The sequence below is a fragment of the Massilia paldalensis genome (assembly GCF_044901715.1).
GTDB lineage: Bacteria > Pseudomonadota > Gammaproteobacteria > Burkholderiales > Burkholderiaceae_D > Telluria > Telluria paldalensis.
The window spans coordinates 971,578-988,584 of sequence record NZ_JBJCIU010000002.1 but is presented as its reverse complement, the minus strand read 5'-3'; the positions used below and the strand labels follow the sequence as shown (position 1 = coordinate 988,584).

General features: G+C 67.9%; 18 protein-coding genes. 11 read left to right on the top strand and 7 right to left on the bottom strand.

The window, feature by feature from the left end:
- Positions 1–13: 13 nt before the first annotated feature.
- Positions 14–1,726, bottom strand: coding sequence for a sensor histidine kinase (locus ACI1V7_RS14165; protein WP_404532398.1), 1,713 nt, complete (start codon positions 1,724–1,726; stop codon positions 14–16).
- Between the two features lie 114 nt (positions 1,727–1,840).
- On the opposite strand from ACI1V7_RS14165, the gene ACI1V7_RS14160 reads away from it, so the two are divergent.
- From ACI1V7_RS14160 to ACI1V7_RS14140, 5 genes are all read left to right on the top strand, one after another.
- Positions 1,841–2,311, top strand: coding sequence for a TadE/TadG family type IV pilus assembly protein (locus ACI1V7_RS14160; RefSeq protein ID WP_404532397.1), 471 nt, complete (start codon positions 1,841–1,843; stop codon positions 2,309–2,311).
- Between the two features lie 2 nt (positions 2,312–2,313).
- Positions 2,314–2,919, top strand: a complete 606-nt coding sequence (locus ACI1V7_RS14155; RefSeq protein WP_404532396.1) for a TadE/TadG family type IV pilus assembly protein — start codon at positions 2,314–2,316, stop codon at positions 2,917–2,919.
- Between the two features lies 1 nt (position 2,920).
- Positions 2,921–4,306, top strand: coding sequence for a VWA domain-containing protein (locus ACI1V7_RS14150; protein ID WP_404532395.1), 1,386 nt, complete (start codon positions 2,921–2,923; stop codon positions 4,304–4,306).
- A 114-nt stretch (positions 4,307–4,420) separates the two neighbouring features.
- The gene (locus ACI1V7_RS14145; RefSeq protein ID WP_404532394.1) at positions 4,421–4,996 is read left to right on the top strand and encodes a PEP-CTERM sorting domain-containing protein; all 576 of its coding nucleotides are present in this window, start codon (positions 4,421–4,423) and stop codon (positions 4,994–4,996) included.
- A 71-nt stretch (positions 4,997–5,067) separates the two neighbouring features.
- Positions 5,068–5,985, top strand: coding sequence for a cupin-like domain-containing protein (locus tag ACI1V7_RS14140; protein ID WP_404532393.1), 918 nt, complete (start codon positions 5,068–5,070; stop codon positions 5,983–5,985).
- On the opposite strand, the gene ACI1V7_RS14135 is transcribed toward ACI1V7_RS14140, so the two are convergent.
- The 3 genes from ACI1V7_RS14135 to egtD are packed head-to-tail and all read right to left on the bottom strand — an operon-like array spanning position 5,982 to position 9,108.
- Positions 5,982–6,902: a YihY/virulence factor BrkB family protein gene (locus ACI1V7_RS14135; protein ID WP_404532392.1), complete on the bottom strand. Its 921-nt coding sequence runs from the start codon at positions 6,900–6,902 to the stop codon at positions 5,982–5,984. The genes ACI1V7_RS14140 and ACI1V7_RS14135 overlap by 4 nt on opposite strands.
- Positions 6,899–8,125, bottom strand: a complete 1,227-nt coding sequence (egtB, locus tag ACI1V7_RS14130) for an ergothioneine biosynthesis protein EgtB (RefSeq protein WP_404532391.1) — start codon at positions 8,123–8,125, stop codon at positions 6,899–6,901. Before egtB ends, ACI1V7_RS14135 begins: the two co-directional genes overlap by 4 nt.
- Positions 8,126–8,142: 17 nt before the next feature.
- A complete protein-coding gene (egtD, locus tag ACI1V7_RS14125) occupies positions 8,143–9,108 on the bottom strand; it encodes an L-histidine N(alpha)-methyltransferase (protein WP_404532389.1) in 966 nt (321 codons plus the stop codon).
- Positions 9,109–9,315: 207 nt separating this feature from the next.
- On the opposite strand from egtD, the gene ACI1V7_RS14120 reads away from it, so the two are divergent.
- Positions 9,316–9,963: an ABC transporter ATP-binding protein gene (locus tag ACI1V7_RS14120; RefSeq protein ID WP_404532388.1), complete on the top strand. Its 648-nt coding sequence runs from the start codon at positions 9,316–9,318 to the stop codon at positions 9,961–9,963.
- Between the two features lie 227 nt (positions 9,964–10,190).
- Entirely contained in the window at positions 10,191–10,502 is a 312-nt protein-coding gene (locus tag ACI1V7_RS14115; protein ID WP_404532386.1) for a hypothetical protein, read from the top strand.
- 4 nt (positions 10,503–10,506) lie between these two features.
- Here ACI1V7_RS14115 and ACI1V7_RS14110 read toward each other — a convergent pair whose 3' ends face one another.
- The gene (locus ACI1V7_RS14110; protein WP_404532384.1) at positions 10,507–11,109 is read right to left on the bottom strand and encodes a hypothetical protein; all 603 of its coding nucleotides are present in this window, start codon (positions 11,107–11,109) and stop codon (positions 10,507–10,509) included.
- 157 nt (positions 11,110–11,266) lie between these two features.
- Between ACI1V7_RS14110 and ACI1V7_RS14105 the strand changes: the two genes are divergently transcribed.
- The gene (locus ACI1V7_RS14105; protein ID WP_404532383.1) at positions 11,267–11,578 is read left to right on the top strand and encodes a PAAR domain-containing protein; all 312 of its coding nucleotides are present in this window, start codon (positions 11,267–11,269) and stop codon (positions 11,576–11,578) included.
- Positions 11,579–11,623: 45 nt separating this feature from the next.
- Here ACI1V7_RS14105 and ACI1V7_RS14100 read toward each other — a convergent pair whose 3' ends face one another.
- The gene (locus ACI1V7_RS14100) at positions 11,624–12,793 is read right to left on the bottom strand and encodes a GGDEF domain-containing protein (RefSeq protein ID WP_404532381.1); all 1,170 of its coding nucleotides are present in this window, start codon (positions 12,791–12,793) and stop codon (positions 11,624–11,626) included.
- A gap of 125 nt (positions 12,794–12,918) precedes the next feature.
- On the opposite strand from ACI1V7_RS14100, the gene ACI1V7_RS14095 reads away from it, so the two are divergent.
- From ACI1V7_RS14095 to ACI1V7_RS14085, 3 genes are all read left to right on the top strand, one after another.
- Positions 12,919–13,722 carry a spermine/spermidine synthase domain-containing protein gene (locus tag ACI1V7_RS14095; RefSeq protein WP_404532379.1) on the top strand — a complete coding sequence of 268 codons (804 nt, stop codon included), beginning with the start codon at positions 12,919–12,921 and terminating at the stop codon, positions 13,720–13,722.
- A 122-nt stretch (positions 13,723–13,844) separates the two neighbouring features.
- Positions 13,845–16,226 (top strand): putative bifunctional diguanylate cyclase/phosphodiesterase, encoded by a 2,382-nt coding sequence (locus ACI1V7_RS14090; RefSeq protein ID WP_404532378.1) that lies wholly within the window; start codon positions 13,845–13,847, stop codon positions 16,224–16,226.
- A 98-nt stretch (positions 16,227–16,324) separates the two neighbouring features.
- Positions 16,325–16,540 (top strand): hypothetical protein, encoded by a 216-nt coding sequence (locus ACI1V7_RS14085; protein ID WP_404532377.1) that lies wholly within the window; start codon positions 16,325–16,327, stop codon positions 16,538–16,540.
- Between the two features lie 11 nt (positions 16,541–16,551).
- Here ACI1V7_RS14085 and ACI1V7_RS14080 read toward each other — a convergent pair whose 3' ends face one another.
- The gene (locus tag ACI1V7_RS14080; RefSeq protein ID WP_404532375.1) at positions 16,552–16,926 is read right to left on the bottom strand and encodes a hypothetical protein; all 375 of its coding nucleotides are present in this window, start codon (positions 16,924–16,926) and stop codon (positions 16,552–16,554) included.
- Positions 16,927–17,007: the final 81 nt, after the last annotated feature.

Here is a 17,007-nt window from a genome sequence, read left to right as displayed (position 1 = left end):
TTTTCGCGTGCCGTCAGATCGGCACGCGGATGCGCAGCCGCGTGCCCTGCGCCGTGGCCTCGACGTCGAGCGTCCCGCCCAGGCCCTGCACGCGCTCGGCGATCGAGACGGGCACGAACGCGGCCGGCGCGCCGCCTTCGTCCGGCGGATTGGCGATGGCGATCGCCAGCTGGCCCTCGTCCTCGCTCATGGTCACCGTCGCCTGCTTGGCGCGCGTGTGCTTGCAGATGTTGTTGACACCCTCGGTGACGATCTGGAACACCTGGGCCGCCATGCGGTCGTTGATCGCCGGCGCGGCCTGCGCGTCGAGCTTCACGTCGACGTCGTAGAAGGTGCGCACCTTGTCGATCTGGCGCCGCAGCGCGACCTGCAGCTCCGGCTCCTGCTGGCGCCCGCTCTTGAACTGGTGGGCGAAGCGGCGCATGTCGGTCACGACGTCCGAGCACATGTCGACCAGGCGTTCCAGTTCCGGCGTTACGGGGTTGTCGGCGCCGGCCTGGTTGCGGATCGCCGCCACCGCATGGCGCAGGCCGATGTACGGCTGGATCGTGCTGTCGTGCAGGTCGCGCGCGATGGTCTGGCGCTCGCGGAACGCGGCCTCGGACGCCAGCCGGTCGAGCAGCTCGATCGTCTCGATGACGGGGAAGGCCTGCTGCACGATATGGTTCAGGAACGAGGCGTCGTTGCGGCGCAGGCGCTCGCTCGCCGTCACGAACAGGCGCCCGCTGCCCTTGCGCAGCGGCAGCGGCGCGGCGATGAAGGACCGCGCATCGAGCAGGTCGGCGATGGCGGCGCAGCCGGACGGATCGATGGCGCGCCACGCCGTGGCGCCGGACGCCAGCTGGACGGCCGGCGCGCGGTCCGGCCCGAACAGGCGCGCCGGACCGCGGTACAGCACGGCGGCGCCGCCCTCCAGGTCCAGCAGCGGCTCCACTGCCGCCGCGGCGACGCGGCTGCGCGTGATGGCGCCGCCCTGGTTGGGGTGCTGCACGGTGGTGAGCATCCAGTCGTCGCCGTCCTGGGTCAGCAGCACGCAGGTGGTGCCGCCATAGAAGCGCAGGATCTTTTCCATCAGCGAATCGAGCGTGTGCTGCACGCCGAAGCGCGGGTTCGACAGGCGGCTGACGTCGCGCAGCAGCGCAAGGCGGCGCCGCTGCTCCACCGCCAGCCCGCCCCAGAACGCGATCATGTAGCCCAGCGCCAGCACGAACGTGGCGCGCAGCAGCAGCAGGTGCAGCACGACTGCGCTGCGTCCGGCGAACACCGCGGCCGTGATGACGATGGCCGAGCCGAGCGTCAGTTTCGCGCCCGTGTCGAAACCGTGGCGGAACGAGGCCGCCAGGATCGCGAAGAAGATGAATGCGACGAACGGACTGGAAGCGCCGCCGCTGGCCCACACCATCAGGCCGTACCAGCCCAGGTCGACCCAGTACATGGCGGGACCGTGCCAGAAGCCGGCACGGTAATGGGCGATCACGAGCAGCGTCAGGCTGTGCAGCGTGTAGGCGGCGAAGATCAGCCACGACCAGCGTCCGGTGAGCACGACGCCCGAGCCGATGTACAGCGTGAGCAATGCGGAAACGGCGAGCAGCAGGCGCATGCCGAACACCATCCAGACTTCGGCGCCGGGCGGGGCAATACGGGTCGCGATGGCGCTGGGGCCGTCGGGGGAAGTAGCGGGCTTGTCAGGAGATACGGTCAAAACGATGCTGTCAATCCAACTCATGTTGTTCGGGGCAGACACTATCCATGGCACTTACTCAAGATTCGACCGGCGCGTAATTCTTGCCCTGTAGAATCAGCAAAATCTTACACCATATGCCGCATCAAAACGGTAAAGATGATAAACAAGACAAAATTTCGCCGTCAGTCCGGTGCGACAATCGTCGAAATGGCGATCGTCGCGCCCGTCGTGCTGCTCGTCCTGCTGTCGCTGCTCGAACTCAGCATCATCTTCTTCTCCACGCTGACGATGCAGTACGCCGTACGGGAAGGCGCGCGTTACGCCGTCACGGGACAGAGCAACCTCGATCCGGCCACTGCCAACCAGCAGCGCTATGCCGCGGTCATCCAGAAGATCCGCAGCAATTCGATGGGCTTCTACGACAAGCTCGGCACGACCATTTCCGTCAATGGCACGAAGTACGCCACGACGAACTACAGCAACGCCATGTTCGGCAGCGCCGGCAGCATCATCGTGCTCACCCTCGACTGCGACTGGAAGATCACGACGCCGTTGCTGTCCCCCTTCGTGACTGACGGGAAGTACCATTTCTCCGTCTCCACCGTCATGCGCAACGAGTTCTATTGATCATGTTTTATCATGTCCGCCAGCGCGGTGTCGCCGCCGTCGAATTTGCGCTGCTGCTACCGATCCTGCTGATCCTTGTCTTCGGCATGGTCGATGCGGGACGCGCACTGCAGGCCAATACCATCATGGTCAATATCGGCCGCGAAGGCGCCAACCTGGTTGCGCGCGGCAACGTCGACCTGGCCAGCAGCAGCCAGGACGTCATGTACGCCCTCATGGCCAGCGCCCCGCCGCTCAACGTCAAACAGCAGGGAATGATCTACATCACGCGCGTCATGGGCGTGGTCAGCAATGGCGTTTCCCGCAGCGTCGTGCTGGACCAGTACCGCTGGGACGACGCGGCCCGCAACCTCGGCTACCGGGCCAGCAAGTATGGCCCGGGCAGCAAGGTCTACAGCTGTGGCGCCTGGGCCAACGGCGCCTGCACCTCGATCAGCAGCGCGTCGCGCCCGGCCACGTCGATCATGAACGGCCAGCTGGACAACGGCGAGATCGTGTTCGTCGTCGAGACCTGGTACCGCTACGACATGCTGACGGCCGGCACGGCCACCAGTTTCTTCGGCCTGCCCGTATTCGGGCCCGACCTGTATTCGATGACGATCTTCTGACATGTTCCAGCGCTCCCCCACTCCCAGCAGGCAAGGCGGCGCCGTCGCCATCATGGTGGCCATCTCGATGGTCGTGCTGCTCGGCGCCGTCGGCCTCGTCGTCGACGCCGGCCTGGCCTACCTGGTCAAGGCGCGCCTGAACGCCGCCGTCGACTCGGCGGCCCTGGCGGGCGCCCGCGCCGTCACGGATGGCAGCACCCAGGCCGCGCAGATCGCCAGCGCGCAGGCTGCGGCCGCGACCTTCTTCGCGGCCAATATCCCGACGAGCTATATGTTCTCGAAGCCGAAGCTGCTCAGCACGAACGTCACATTCAATGGCGGCCGCGCCACCATCGACGTGACGGCGGAGGCGCCGCTGCCGGTCTCGTTCATGCAGGTGCTGGGCTTCACGAGCCTGAAGCCGGTGGCGTATGCGCAGACGGTCCGCAACGACTTAGACATGGCGCTGGTGGTCGACACCTCAGGTTCCTTGAAGAGTTCAGCCAGTGTCGTGCAAGCTTCCGCAAAGTCCTTTCTCAACAAGTTCAATGCCAGCCAAGACCGTGTCGCGCTGATCCATTTCGCCGGCGGCGCGGAGGTCGACAACGCAATGAGTAGCACGCGCGGATTTAACCGTGCATCAATGAACACGAACATCGACGCATTTCAATTCGGCAACGGAACGAATTCTTCCGAAGGCTTCTGGCACGCCCGCAACCAGCTGAATTCGATTCCTTCGGGTAGCCGCTCTGTCATGCGCGTAATCGTATTTTTCTCGGACGGCGTACCGACATCGTTCTCATCGTCCTTCACGTTCAATCCGGGCTACTACTGCACAAAGGTCGGCGCGATCGATAACTCGCCTCCTACAAATCTCGGTGGATATAGCGGTCTATTTCCTATCAACGACTCGAACGGCGCGCCCATGGCCGGGTGCGAGGCGACACGTGTAGAAAAGTACACCTATTATGGCTACACGTACCAGCAGCAAGCGGTCTCGAACATCAAGCGCATGCCCGATACGTACAATGCTCATCCTGACTCCGTCACGTATCCGCTATTGACCGATACGCCTCGTCAAGTGACGACGACCGACCTCACGAACCTCACCGTAGGCGCAATTAACATCGGCCGTGTCGCCCGCAACCTCCCCGAGGCAATGGCCGCCCAGTCGCGCGCGGAAGGCATCTACGTATTCACGCTGGGTCTGGGCAGCGACCTGAAAAAGACGATCGACGGCGAGGTCGGCGAGGATTTCCTCAAGTGCATGGCCAACGTGCCCGACGCGCCGTCGCGCTGCTACAAGCCGAACCAGCCCGTGGGCATGTACTGCTACGCAGCCACCGAAGCGGACCTGACGCCCTGCTTCTCGCGCCTTGCCACGGCCATCCTGCGCATCACGAAGTAAGAGGCATCGGCCTTACTGCCGAGTCGCATTCCCGTAACAGCGAACGCGTGCGTACTTACGTGCGCCGCGTCCGGTGCTAACCTGGCAGCTGGCCACCCTCACGGGAGATTCACGATGCGTACCATCCTGCCTGCCGTCCTGCTGGCTGCCGCCTGCACGGCCCATGCCGCGCCCACGACCTGGCAATTCGCCTATACCGGCTTTTACGCGACGGTCGATACGGACAACCTCTACGAGGGCAGCACGCATTGGGAGGGCTTCCTGCCCGAATACACGGTCTCCGGCAGCTTCACGGGCTCGGACCTGGACGGCGACGGCGCCATCGCGCTGAACGAGCTGACGGGCTTCGACGTCATGGGGCGCGACTACATGTCCTGCATGGCGTACCCGAGCCCCTACGGCCGCTGCACCATCTCCCGCTTCCGCTACGCCCTCACGGGCGACCTCGACTTTTCCGCCGGCTGGTACGGCTACGACGAGTATTTTTCGGGTTGGAGCGGCTCGGTGACGAGCGGCCGCGAAGCGACCAGCTACTCCTACGGTTACCAGAGCGCGGACGACCGCCATTACACCTGGACCGACGCGACCATGTTCGCCATCGTGCCGGCGCCGGTCCCCGAGCCGGCCACGGGCGCGATGGCCGCGGCCGGCCTGCTGCTGCTCGCCGTGGGGGCGCGCCGCCGCGCCTGAGCCGCCGCTTCCGGGCGCGGGTCCCTTCGCATACAATGCGTGCCGACCGACGATCGACGCACGCACAGACCATGTTCGAAGAAGACCCCCAGGCGCAGGATGCGCGCCGCCTGCCGCCGCTGGAAGCCTCGCGCCAGGCCGCGCCGCACGACGACGCCCTGCAGCAGGAGCGGGCCGAGCGCGACGCCCGCGCCCGCGGCGTCGTCTCCATGCAGGCCATGCGCGATGCCATCAAGGCGTCCGCAAGCACGCAGCCGCCGCTGCATGCGGTCCCGCGCGTCAAGCGTCCCGACGCCGCCGCGTTCCGCGCCCGCGCAGAGCAAGGCCTGCCCTTCCTCGTCGAAGGCGTGGCCAGCCGCTGGCCGCTCGCCGCCCTGCCCCCGTCCGTCCTGCGCGAGCGCTATGGCCACGTGCCCGTGCGGGCCCGCGTGGGCGACTACATCGGCACGGCGTTCGCGCCGGACCGCGCGATGCGCGACATGGCGATGCGCGACTACCTCGACCTGGCCGAGCATGACGGCCACGCGCTGCCGCCCTACGTCGGCAACCTGGAATTGCGCGAGCTGAACGCCCTGTGCCACTGGCCCGGCTGGTTCGAGAAGATGGGGCCGCCGCGCTTCTGGCTCGGCCCCGGGGGCACCGTCACGCCGCTGCACTGCGACTACGACGACAATATCTTCGCCCAGGTGTGGGGCAGCAAGCGCATCTTCCTGGCCCCGCCCCACCACGACGCGTTCCTGTACGTGAAGCCGGCGAACCCCGTGCTGTTCGGCTCCCCGTTCGACCCGGAACATCCCGATTTCGACCGCTATCCGCTGGCGCGCCAGGCGCGGCTGGTGGACGTGGTCGTGGGGCCGGGCGAGATGCTGTACGTGCCGGCGGGCTGGTACCACCAGGTGCGCGCGCTGTCATTCTCGCTGTCCTCGAACCGCTGGGCGCGCGCGCTGCCGCTGGCGCTGCGCGGCGATCCCGCGCTCCGGCGCGATTAAATCGGCTGGGGCGCCTCGCCCTCGCGCCCGCCCTGGCCCACGCGCTCGTATTCCGCGATCACCTGGGCGCCGAACAGCAGCAGCGCCGCCGCGATCTCCAGGCTGAACATGACGACGATGGCCGTGCTCATAGAGCCGTACACGAGGTTCACCTTGGACAGCGTGGAGAAGTACCAGACCAGCACGTGGCGCGCCACTTCCCACAGCAGCGCCGCCGTCACGCCGCCGACGAGCGCGTGCGACAGCGACAGGCGTCCGGCCGGCATCACGAGGTAGATCGAGGTCAGCACGAGGATCTCGCCGGCCAGGCCGAGCAGGTACAGCAGCGCGCCCGAGACGCCGTGCAGCGACCAGCTGTAGCCGAACAGGTCGACGCTCTCGGTGCCGATCACCTGCAGCGTGCCGGCGACGAGGGTCACGATCATCACGCCGAAGCCCAGCGCCAGGATGTAGCAGTACGGCAGCAGCGCGGAGACGAGGAAGTGGCGCCGGCGCACGGCCACGCGGTGCACGAAGATGACGCTCATGGCGTTTTCCAGCACCGTGAAGGCGAAGGAGCTGAAGAACAGCATGGTGGCTGCGAGGACCCAGGTGATCAGGTCGCGCGTGTCGAGGAAATGCGCGACCTCGGCGACGATCGAGCCGGACTGGCCCGGCACCAGCAATTCGAGATAGCGGCGCAGCGTCACCAGCAGCTCGCCCTGGTCGATGAAGTGGGACAGTGCCACCACGACCAGCATCAGGAACGGGACGATCGACAGCAGCGCGTAATAGGCGACGGCGCCGGCCAGCAGCAGGCCCTGGTTGGCGCGGAACGCCTTCAGTACCGCCAGCGTGAAGTCGAGCGGGTGGGCGACGATGTAGGCATTGGCGCGCCGGTTCAGGATCCGCAGGCGCAGGCCGCGCGCCCCTTTCATCGCGCCAGCCTGATGCCGGTGAACTGCCAGCGCGCGCCGGCCGGGAAGAAGTTGCGGTAGCTGGCGCGGGCATGGCCGTGCGGCGTGGCGCAGGACGAACCGCGCAGCACGTACTGGTTGACCATGAACTTGCCGTTGTATTCGCCCAGGGCGCCGGGCGCCGGCGCGAAGCCGGGATACGGTGCGTAGCTGCTGCTGGTCCACTGCCAGCATTCGCCGAACATCTGGGACAGGCCGGCGGCACCGGCCGCGCGCGGATGCATATCGCCGCAGGCGAGCGCCACGTCGCGCGCCGCGAATTCCCACTCGGCCTCGGTGGGCAGGCGCGCGCCGCGCCAGCGCGCGTAGGCGTCCGCTTCGTACATCGACACGTGCGTGACGGGACGCACCGGATCGAGCGGCTGCAGGCCGTGCAGCGTGAATTCGCGCCAGGCGCCGCCCTCGTCCTCGACCCAGTACAGCGGATGGCCCAGCTCGCCGCTGCAGACCTTGTCCCAGCCCTCGGCCAGCCACAGGTCCGGGTCGCGGTAGCCGCCGGCCTCGATGAATTCGCGATACTCGGCATTGGTGACGAGGCGCGAGGCCAGCGCGAACGGCGCCACGTACTGGCGGTGGCGCGGCAGCTCGTTGTCGAACGAGAAGCCGCGACCCTCGTGGCCGATCTCGGCCAGGCCGCCGTCGAAGGCGATCCAGGACAGCGGCTGCGCCGGGTGCGACGCCGCCAGCGGCGAGTCGTGGTAGGCGGGGTACAAGGGGTTCTGCGCCAGCAGGTGCTTGACGTCGGTGAGCAGCAGTTCCTGGTGCTGCTGTTCGTGCTGCAGGCCCAGCTGGATCAGCGCGGCCAGCTCGGCATCCTGGCCGTGCGCCGCCAGCAGGCGCATCACGCGCCGGTCGACGTCCTGGCGGTAGGCCAGCACGTCGGCCAGCGCGGGCCGCGTGAGCAGGCCGCGGCGCGGGCGCGGGTGCTTGTCGCCGACGGTGTTGTAGTACGAGTTGAACAGCACCCGGAACGCCGGGTGGAAGGGCTGGAAGTCCGGTTCGCGCGGTTCGAGGATGAAGGTCTCGAAGAACCAGGTGGTATGCGCCAGGTGCCACTTGACGGGGCTGGCGTCGGGCATCGACTGCGCGCAGCAGTCTTCCGGCGACAGCGGCTCGGCCAGGTGGGTCGAGCGCTGGCGCACGTGGGCGAATTCCAGTTCCGGGCGGTGTTCGTTGGCTCCCATGGCTTTCCCCAGTCGGATCAGTGCGACAGTGCGCGCGCGTGGATCACGGCGAACCAGCCCTGCGGGTCGGTCCAGACCTTGGTGGCGGCAAAGCCCGATTGCTCGAGCAGGCCGACGGCATCGCTCTGGCGGTACTTGTAGCTGTTCTCCGTATGGATCCACTCGCCGGCCTCGAAGCGGCGGCTGCCGCCGCGCCAGCTCACCAGCTGCGCGCTCTTCGCTTCCAGGTGCATCTCGACGCGGCGCGCGTCCGCGTTGTAGAAGCCGCGATGGCGCCACTGTCGGATGTCGAAGTCGGCGCCCAGCAGGCGGTTCACGTGGTTCAGCACATTCAGGTTGAACGCAGCCGTCACGCCCAGCGCGTCGTCGTAGGCCGCGTCCAGCACGGCGTGGTCCTTGGCCAGGTCGATGCCGATCAGCAGGCCGCCGTCGTGGCCGCACTGGGCATGCACGCGCTGCAGGAAGTCGCGCGCCTCGTCCGGGGTGAAATTGCCGATCGACGAGCCCGGATAGAAGAACAGGCGGCGTTCCGGGCGCACCGTGTCCGGCAGGTTCAGGGGGCCGGACAGGTCCATGCCCAGCGGATGCATCTCGATGTGGCGGAAGCGCTGCTGCAGGCGCGCGACGGCGTCCTGCAGGAACTCGGCCGAGATGTCGATCGGCACGTACTGGGCCGGGTGCAGCAGCGGGAACAGGCCGGCCGCCTTGGCGCAGTTGCCGGCGCCCAGGTCGATCAAGGTGCTGCCCGTGCCCACCGTGCGCGCGATCTCGCCGCCGAACGCGGCGAACACGCTCGCTTCCGTGCGCGTCGGGTAGTACTCGGGCAGTTCGCAGATCGCTTCGAACAGCTTCGATCCCAGCGGGTCGTACAGGAACTTGGGCGAGATCCAGGCCTGGCGCGCGCGCAGGCTGGCATCCAGCTCGGCGGGGACGTGCAGGCGCTCCTGCTCGGCGGTGGCATCGATCGAAGTGGGGTTCAGCATCGCGTATCCTTGGTGGCGCCGTGCCGCACCGTGCGGCATGGCTGTCAATGTTGCTGTTTTAATTATGATACGCGAATTGCGTATAAGCAGACGCCACCCATGTGTAAGGGTCGGCAGGATTCCCGGGAAGCCTCTTTCCGCGCCATCCGATCTGCTTACCTTGCAATTTCCGGTACGATACATGCTTCGACGTCGCCGGAAACACCCATGCTTGAACTCGTCAACCTGAGCAAATCCTATGGCGGCCGGACCGTGCTGGCCAGCCTCTCGCACCGCTTCGAGGCCGGCGAATTCGTCGCCGTGATGGGCGAATCCGGCGTCGGCAAGTCGACGCTGCTGAACCTGGTCGCGGGCCTCGACGCGCCCGACGCGGGGGACGTCATCGTCGACGGCACGCCCATGACGGCGCTGGACGACGATGCCGCCACGCGCCTGCGCCGCACCCGCATGGGTTTCATCTTCCAGGCCTTCCACGTGCTGCCGCACCTGACGCTGGCACAGAACGTGGCCCTGCCCCTGCTGCTGAACGGCCGGCCCGACCCCGAACGCGTCGCCCGGATGCTCGACGCCGTGGGCCTGGGCGGGCGCGACGGCGACTTCCCGCGCCAGTTGTCCGGCGGCGAGATGCAGCGCGTGGCCATCGCGCGCGCCCTCGTGCACCGCCCCGCCCTGCTGCTGGCCGACGAACCGACCGGCAACCTGGATCCGGAGACGGCCGACGGCATCCTGCACCTGCTGCGCGCCGAGATCAAGGCCAGCGGCGCCGGCGCCATCATGGTCACCCACTCGCATGCGGCGGCGGCGTTGGCGGACCGCACGGTCGTCCTGACACGTTCCGGATTGAAATTAACGTAAATTCCCAGCAGAAAGACCGACGTTATGAAGTTTTATTCATGAACAGTGCGTCAGGTTCGTCGAAACAGTAGTAGCATTCCAACAAAGCATACCGGCGTGGACAGAAACGCTGCCTCGTCGCTTGGCGCGACGTGTGCACGGACACATCCATACGGGGACAACACCAATCAGAGTTTCTCCAAAACAGTCGATCTGTCTTGAATGTTCACCCACTGTGGAGAAAATTCATGAGCGTACGGCAGAAAAAACAGGAGTTGCTCGAAGCGATGCATCGAGCGCGAGCGATGGAGCCATCGAGCTTCGTTCCCAATAAACTACTCGACACCTTGATCCAGCGCATGCAGCTGAAAAACGACGCGGAGCTGTGCCGCGTCCTCGAGGTCCAGCCTCCCATCATCAGCAAGATCCGGCACCGCAAGCTGAACGTCGGTGCCACCATCCTGCTGAGGATGCACGAAAAGTCGAACATCCCGATCCGCGAGCTGAAGGAGCTGACCGCGGAAGCGCGCAGCCAGCCGGTGCCGCCGACGCGGCACTAGCGCCTTACTCGGCCGGCGGGCGGCCTGTCCTGAGCTGGGGCAGGCCGTCGAGCACGGCGCGCAGGCCCTGCGTGTCGAGCTGGCCCAGCAGGGCCACGCCGATGCGCAGCAACTCGCTCTTCTTGATCTCGAAGCCGGCCTGCAGGCATGCCTGCTTGACGGCGCCGAGCACCGCATATTCCTGTTCCGGCATCGTGAAGCTGTCGCGCACCAGCACCGGACGCGCATCGGCTTCCGGACGGGGCTGCGCCTTCGTCCCTTTCGCGGTCGCGGCCAGGCCGCGCGCGGCCTCGCGGGCCAGCCGTGCCACCGGAGCGGCCTTCGTGCGCACAGCCTTGGCCGGCGCTCCTTGCGGGGCCCTGGCGGCTGCCTTCGGCGCTGCCTTGGCCGAGGCCTTCGGCGCTGCCTTGACCGGCGGCTTGGCGGCCCTGGCCGCGGGCTTGACAGCGGCCTTGGCGGTCCCCTTGAGGGCGGGCTTCGCCGCGGTCTTCGCCCCGGCCTTTGGCGCCTCCTTCGCGACCGGCCTGGTGGCCTGCGTGGCTTTCACAGCCTTCGCGGCCGGCTTCACGGGGGCCTTGGCGGCCTTGGCGGCACTGGTCCTCGCCATCGGATACTCCATCGTCAAACAAACCAAACAATATATATTATTCCGTGTTCGACCGAAAGAGCGGTTCGGCGGGTGACACGCATGCCTTCCCTATGATAAGGATCAAAGCTGGCGCTGGCGGCAAGCCTAGATTGACGGTTTTGTCTGGAGGAACGCCATGTATGTTACCGCGATCAAGAGCCGTCGTTACATCGTGCTGGGCGCCGCGACCGATGCGGGCGGCAAGGTGATCACGGCCAGCTCGCTGATGTCGCTCGACGGCGTGCCGCGCGCGCTGGAAGGGGACCTGGTGTCCTGCCCGGCGTGCGGTACCGAAGGCAGGATCGCCTGCGACGGCGCGCGGCTGGCGGTCAGCGAAAACGGCCGTCGTCCTGCGCTGGAAGACGACCTGTGCCTGTGCAACTGCTCGCCGGCGCCGCGCCTGATGGCCAGCCAGGAACGCTGGCGCCAGTGGGTGAATGCGACCTGAGCGCGACCTGAACGTGGCCCGAGCGCGACGTGACCGCGCCCCGGCTCACTCCTCCGGTACGCCGGCCGGCGGGGCCGCCAGCGCCACCCGGTTGCGCCCCCCTTCCTTGGCTGCGCGCAGCGCTTCGTCGGCGCGCGCCAGCAGGGTCACGGTGCTGTCGTCGGCGCGGATGTCCGTCACGCCGAAGCTGGCCGTCAGCGAGATCATCGCGCGTTCGGTCTTGACGCGCTGGACCTCGATGGCGGCGCGCATGCGCTCGGCCACCATGGCGGCATCCTGCAGGCTGGTGCGCGGCAGCAGGATGGCGAACTCGACGCCGACCACGCGGCCCAGCAGGTCGCTGTCGCGCAGCTGGCGCTTGCACGCCTCGACAAGGGCCGACAGCACGACGTCGCCAGCCGGATGGCCGTAGCTGTCGTTGATGCGCTTGAACCCGTCGAGGTCGAACACGACGAGCGCGGTCGGCTGGCCCGGACGGCGCGCCAGCGCCATCCACGGCGCCAGCGCCTGGAAGAAGCCGCGCCGGTTCGGCACGTCGGTAAGCGGGTCGACGACTTCCAGGCGCGCCAGCTCGTCCTGCAGGCGCTCGCGTCCCAGCAGCAGCCAGCCGAAGCCGCCCAGCAGCGCCAGCAGGTACAGCGCGCCGCCGTGCAGCTGGCGCAGCAGCTCGTTGCTCATCCAGCCCCAGCCCGCGGGCGACACCAGCACCAGCGCGCCGCGCGCGCCCACGACCAGCGCCAGCAAGGCGATGGCCACGGCCAGGAAGCGCTGCAGCATCGAGGCGCCGGCCCAGCCGCGCGCCAGTGCCGCTGCGGCCGCCAGGTACAGGATGCCCAGGATCAGCGAGGCGGCGATGGCGCGCAGGCCGACCTCGTCGATCCACCAGCACAGCAGGAAGGCGACGATGGCCAGCACCAGCAGCGGCACGAAGGCGCGGCGCCAGCGGCGCTTGCCGGCCCGTTCCCACAGCGCGCCGGCCTCCCAGGCCACGCCGGCGAACAGCAGCGCGTAGGCGACCGGCAGCGCCAGGCCCTCCGGCACCACCCCGCCGGCGGCGATCGCCAGCAGCAGCCAGGCCGCGGCCTGCACCTGGCGCGCCCAGCCCCACGGGGACAGGGCGGCCGGCCGGCCCTCGGCATGCTCGAAGAAGAACAGGGTGGCGCACAGGGCCAGGTTGCCCAGTGCCAGCGCCAATACCATGGTGGTAGAGTCCATCGGCCCTCGAAAGTCGTGGTCGTTCGCGCCAGTCGCGCCGACCGCGGCCAGCTTATCAGAAATTCATCCTGGGCAACAAGCCGGCCAGGCGGCCGCGCGGGCGGGCTTTGCCCTATACTCCGGCCATGCCCGGCCAACCCTACCGCCATGTCTACCAGGACGACGACCCCGCCCCGCTGGTGCGCACCGTGCGCGGCCGGCGCACGCTGGAATTCACGCCCGGCGACATCCAGAGCGAGATGCTGCTGTCGCGCCCGCACGCGCTGACGCTGGCCTACCTGCGCGCCATGATGTGCTTCGTGCTGTTCGTACCGCGTCCGCGCCATATCGTGATGGTGGGACTGGGCGGCGGCTCGCTCGCCAAGTTCTGCCGCCGCCACTTTCCCCGCACCCGCATCACCGTCATCGAGCTGCGCGCCGACGTGATCGCGCTGCGCGAGCAGTTCCACGTGCCGCCCGACGACGACCGCCTGTCCGTGGTCCACGCCGACGCCGCCGACTACCTGCCCCGCCTGGCGGGCCAGGCCGACGTGCTGCTGCTCGACGGCTTCGACGCCGCCGGCCTGCCGCCACGGCTGGCCGACGCCGCCTTCTATGCCGACTGCAGGCGCGCGCTGCGGCCCGGCGGCGTGCTGGTCGCCAACGTCTTTACCTACGATGCGCGCCACGATGCGGTGCTGGCCGCGCTCGGCGCCGCGTTCGATGGCCGCCTCTGCGCTCCCCGCGGCGTGGCCGGCAACAACCGCATCGTGTTCGCCGTGGCGGGCGACGCCAACCCGGCGGCCGCCATGCAGCGCCGCCTGGCCCGCCACGCGGGCCTGGGCGCGGGATGGCTGAACCGGCTGGGCGTGCGGCTGCTACTTGCATGGATCACATTCCGGACTGTCCTGCCCCTGCCACAGAGGGAGCCGGCCCGTCCCGGCAGGTGACGATTTGTTTGCGGAAACAGGGGGTTCTGTGACAAACTGGCGCCCGCATTTGCTGCTCTTGAGCAAGTTATTTTCCTGGGAACCGGCGGTCGCCGGCACTCCATAACCCATAGGAAGCCTGGATGTCGCGTCGCCGACTGCCGTTTTCGTTTACGCCCGCGGCTGCCCTCACGCTCGTGGGCGGCCTCGTCACGACCGCCGCCTTGACGGCGGCCGTCGTCCGTCTCGAATTCGACAAGGAGGCGCTCGCCTTCGCCCAGGACAGCGTCGTGCGCGTCGCCGCCCTGCAACAAGGCCTGGCGACGGCAGCCGGCGCGACCGTCCAGGCGCCGGAGGCACTGGCACGGGAGACGCTGGCGCGTGCCGGCCTCGGGGGCGGCGACCGCGTGCTGCTGCGCCTGTATGCGGCCCGCCAGGCCGTGCCCGCCCGGCTCGTCTACGCCAACGACGCCGTGGCAGGGGCGCCCTTGCTCGCCCCGCCCTCGCCGCACTGGTTGAACGGCGGCCGCGAAGGCCGCGCGCTGCACGGTTTTTCCGCGGGCGGCCAGGACTGGACCGTCGAGACGCAGGCGGCGCCGCACACCTGGACCGGCACCCACCTCGCCTCGACGCTGCTGCTCACGGGCGGCGTGCTGTCGACGCTGCTGCTGTGCGCCTTCGTGCAGGCCGCCGGCCAGCGCGCCCGCCGCGTGCAGGAACTGGTGCAGGAACGCACGGCCGACCTCAAGCGCACCAACCAGCGCCTGGTCGAGGATATGCTGGCCAGGAAGGAAACGGAGAAGGCGCTGCAGGAAAGCGAACAGCGCTTCCGCCAGCTGGTGGCCATGTCCTCGGACTGGTACTGGGAACAGGACGAGCAGTTCCGCTTCGTGTCGGTGACGGGCGACTTCACGGAAAAATCCGGGATCGGCATCGAACGCGTGCTCGGCAAGTCGCGCTGGGACTACGTGCCCGCGCTCGTGGATACCGAACTGGGCCGCGAGCACCGCGCCTGCCTGGAGGCGCACGCGCCATTCCGCAACCTCGAATACCGGGCCATCGACGACGACGGCCAGGAGCGCTGGTTCTGCATCAGCGGCCAGCCCGTGTTCGACGAGAATGGCCGCTTTGCCGGCTACCGCGGCACCGGCAGCGACATCACGGCGCGCAAGATGACGGAACAGCGCGTGCACCACGTGGCCCAGCACGACGTGCTGACGGGCCTGCCCAACCGCTCGCTGCTGCAGGACCGGCTCGGCCAGGCCGTCGCCTACGCCAACCGCAGCGGCCGTCCCGTGTGGGTGATGCTCATCGACCTGGACCGCTTCAAGTTCGTCAACGACAGCATGGGCCACAAGGCCGGCGACGTGCTGCTGATGACGGTCGCCGCGCGCCTGCGCGGGGCGCTGCGCGACAGCGACACGGTGGCGCGCCTGTCCGGCGACGAATTCGTGGCCATCCTGTCCGAACACCGCGACGAACCGCTCACCCCCGACATCGTGCAGCGCCTGATGGACGCGGTGGCGCAGCCCGTCATGCTGGGCACGCGCGAATTCTTCGTCACCTGCAGCATCGGCGTGGCCGTCTACCCGAGCGACGGCACCCCGTCCGACAGCCTGATCGAGCACGCCGACATCGCCATGTACCGCGCCAAGAAACTGGGCCGCAACAACTTCCAGTTCTATACGCCGGCCATGAACGAGGAGTCGCTGGAGCGCGTGCGCATCGAGAGCGCGCTGCGTAACGCGCTGGAACGCGACGAATTCGTGCTGCACTACCAGCCCCAGGTCGACCTCAAGACGGGCCAGATCGTCGGCATGGAAGCGCTGATCCGCTGGCAGCATCCGGAACTGGGCATGGTGCCGCCGGGCCGCTTCGTCGGCGTGGCCGAGGATACCGGCTTGATCGTCCCCATCGGCGCCTGGGTGATGCGGACGGCCGCCGCGCAGAACAAGGCCTGGCAGGATGCCGGCCTGGGCCGCCTGCGCGTGGCCGTGAACCTGTCGGCGCGCCAGTTCGCATCGAGCGACCTGCTGGCGGACATCGAATCGGTGCTGAACGACACGGGCCTGGATCCGGCCTGCCTCGAGCTGGAGCTGACGGAAAGCCTGTTCATGAGCGACGTGACGCCGGCCGTGGAACTGCTGCACCGCATGAAGTCGCTGGGCGTGAACTTGTCGATCGACGACTTCGGCACCGGCTACTCGAGCTTCTCCTACCTGTCACGCTTCCCCATCGACGTGCTCAAGATCGACCGCTCCTTCGTCAACGACATCACCCACGATGCCAACTACGCCGCGATCGTCGCCTCGATCATCGCGCTGGCGCACAACCTGCGCCTGTCCGTGATCGCCGAAGGCGTGGAGACGGCCGAGCAGCTCGACTACCTGCGCCACCAGGGCTGCGACGAAATGCAGGGTTATTACTTCTCGCGCCCGCTGCCGGCGCCGGAATTCGAGCAGCTGCTGCGCCAGCGCCGCGGCCTGGCGGTGCTGGACGACGGGCCGCGTGCCGCGGCGGCTTGATCGACTTGCAAGCTTACCATTTGGTCTATTTATTTGTAGCCCAAACGACATCGTTCTTCTACAATAGCCGCCAGCGCTCCAGCAACTTAGGCAAACCCATGAAGATGAACGAGATGAACAGCGCGACCGCCACCCCGGCCTCGCGTCGCCGCCCACGGACCGACATGCGCACCCGCGACCTGGTCAACCAGGCAGTGGCGTCGGTGCCGACACTGGGCCTGCAGCGCGCCGCCGAATTCCTGGCGGCGATGAACGTGCCGGCCGAGATCGCCGTGCGCACCCTGGTCTATCCGGACCGCCGGCGCGCCAGCTGAGCGCGGCCGGTTCAGCGCGGCTGCGGTTCCTGGGCGGCGATGTCGGCCAGCGATTCGCGGCCGCGGGCGGTGAGTTCGAATCCGCCCTCGGCCCGTTCGGCGATGTGCGATTTGCGGCTGAGGAACTGGACTACGTCGGCGTCGACTGGCGCCGCGGCATCGGCCTCGAGGGCGCGCAGGGCTTGCACGCAGCGGCGCAGGAACAGCAGTTCTGCGCCCTGCTCCGTCAGCGACAGGCTGCCGTTGCGCGCATACTGGACCAGCTTCAGGCCGGACAGGCGCTTGGCATTGCGGCCGACGCAGGCGTTGACGCGGTCGCTGGCAGCGCCGCGCCGGATGAATGCGAGGGCGTCGTATTCGTCGCCCGTCAGTTTCAGGTTTTTCATTACCGCTTTCGATAGGAACAAGCCCGCCATGGTAACGGCGGCGGGCCTGCCGGGCAACTCCCGCTGCCCTCCCGCTCCCTT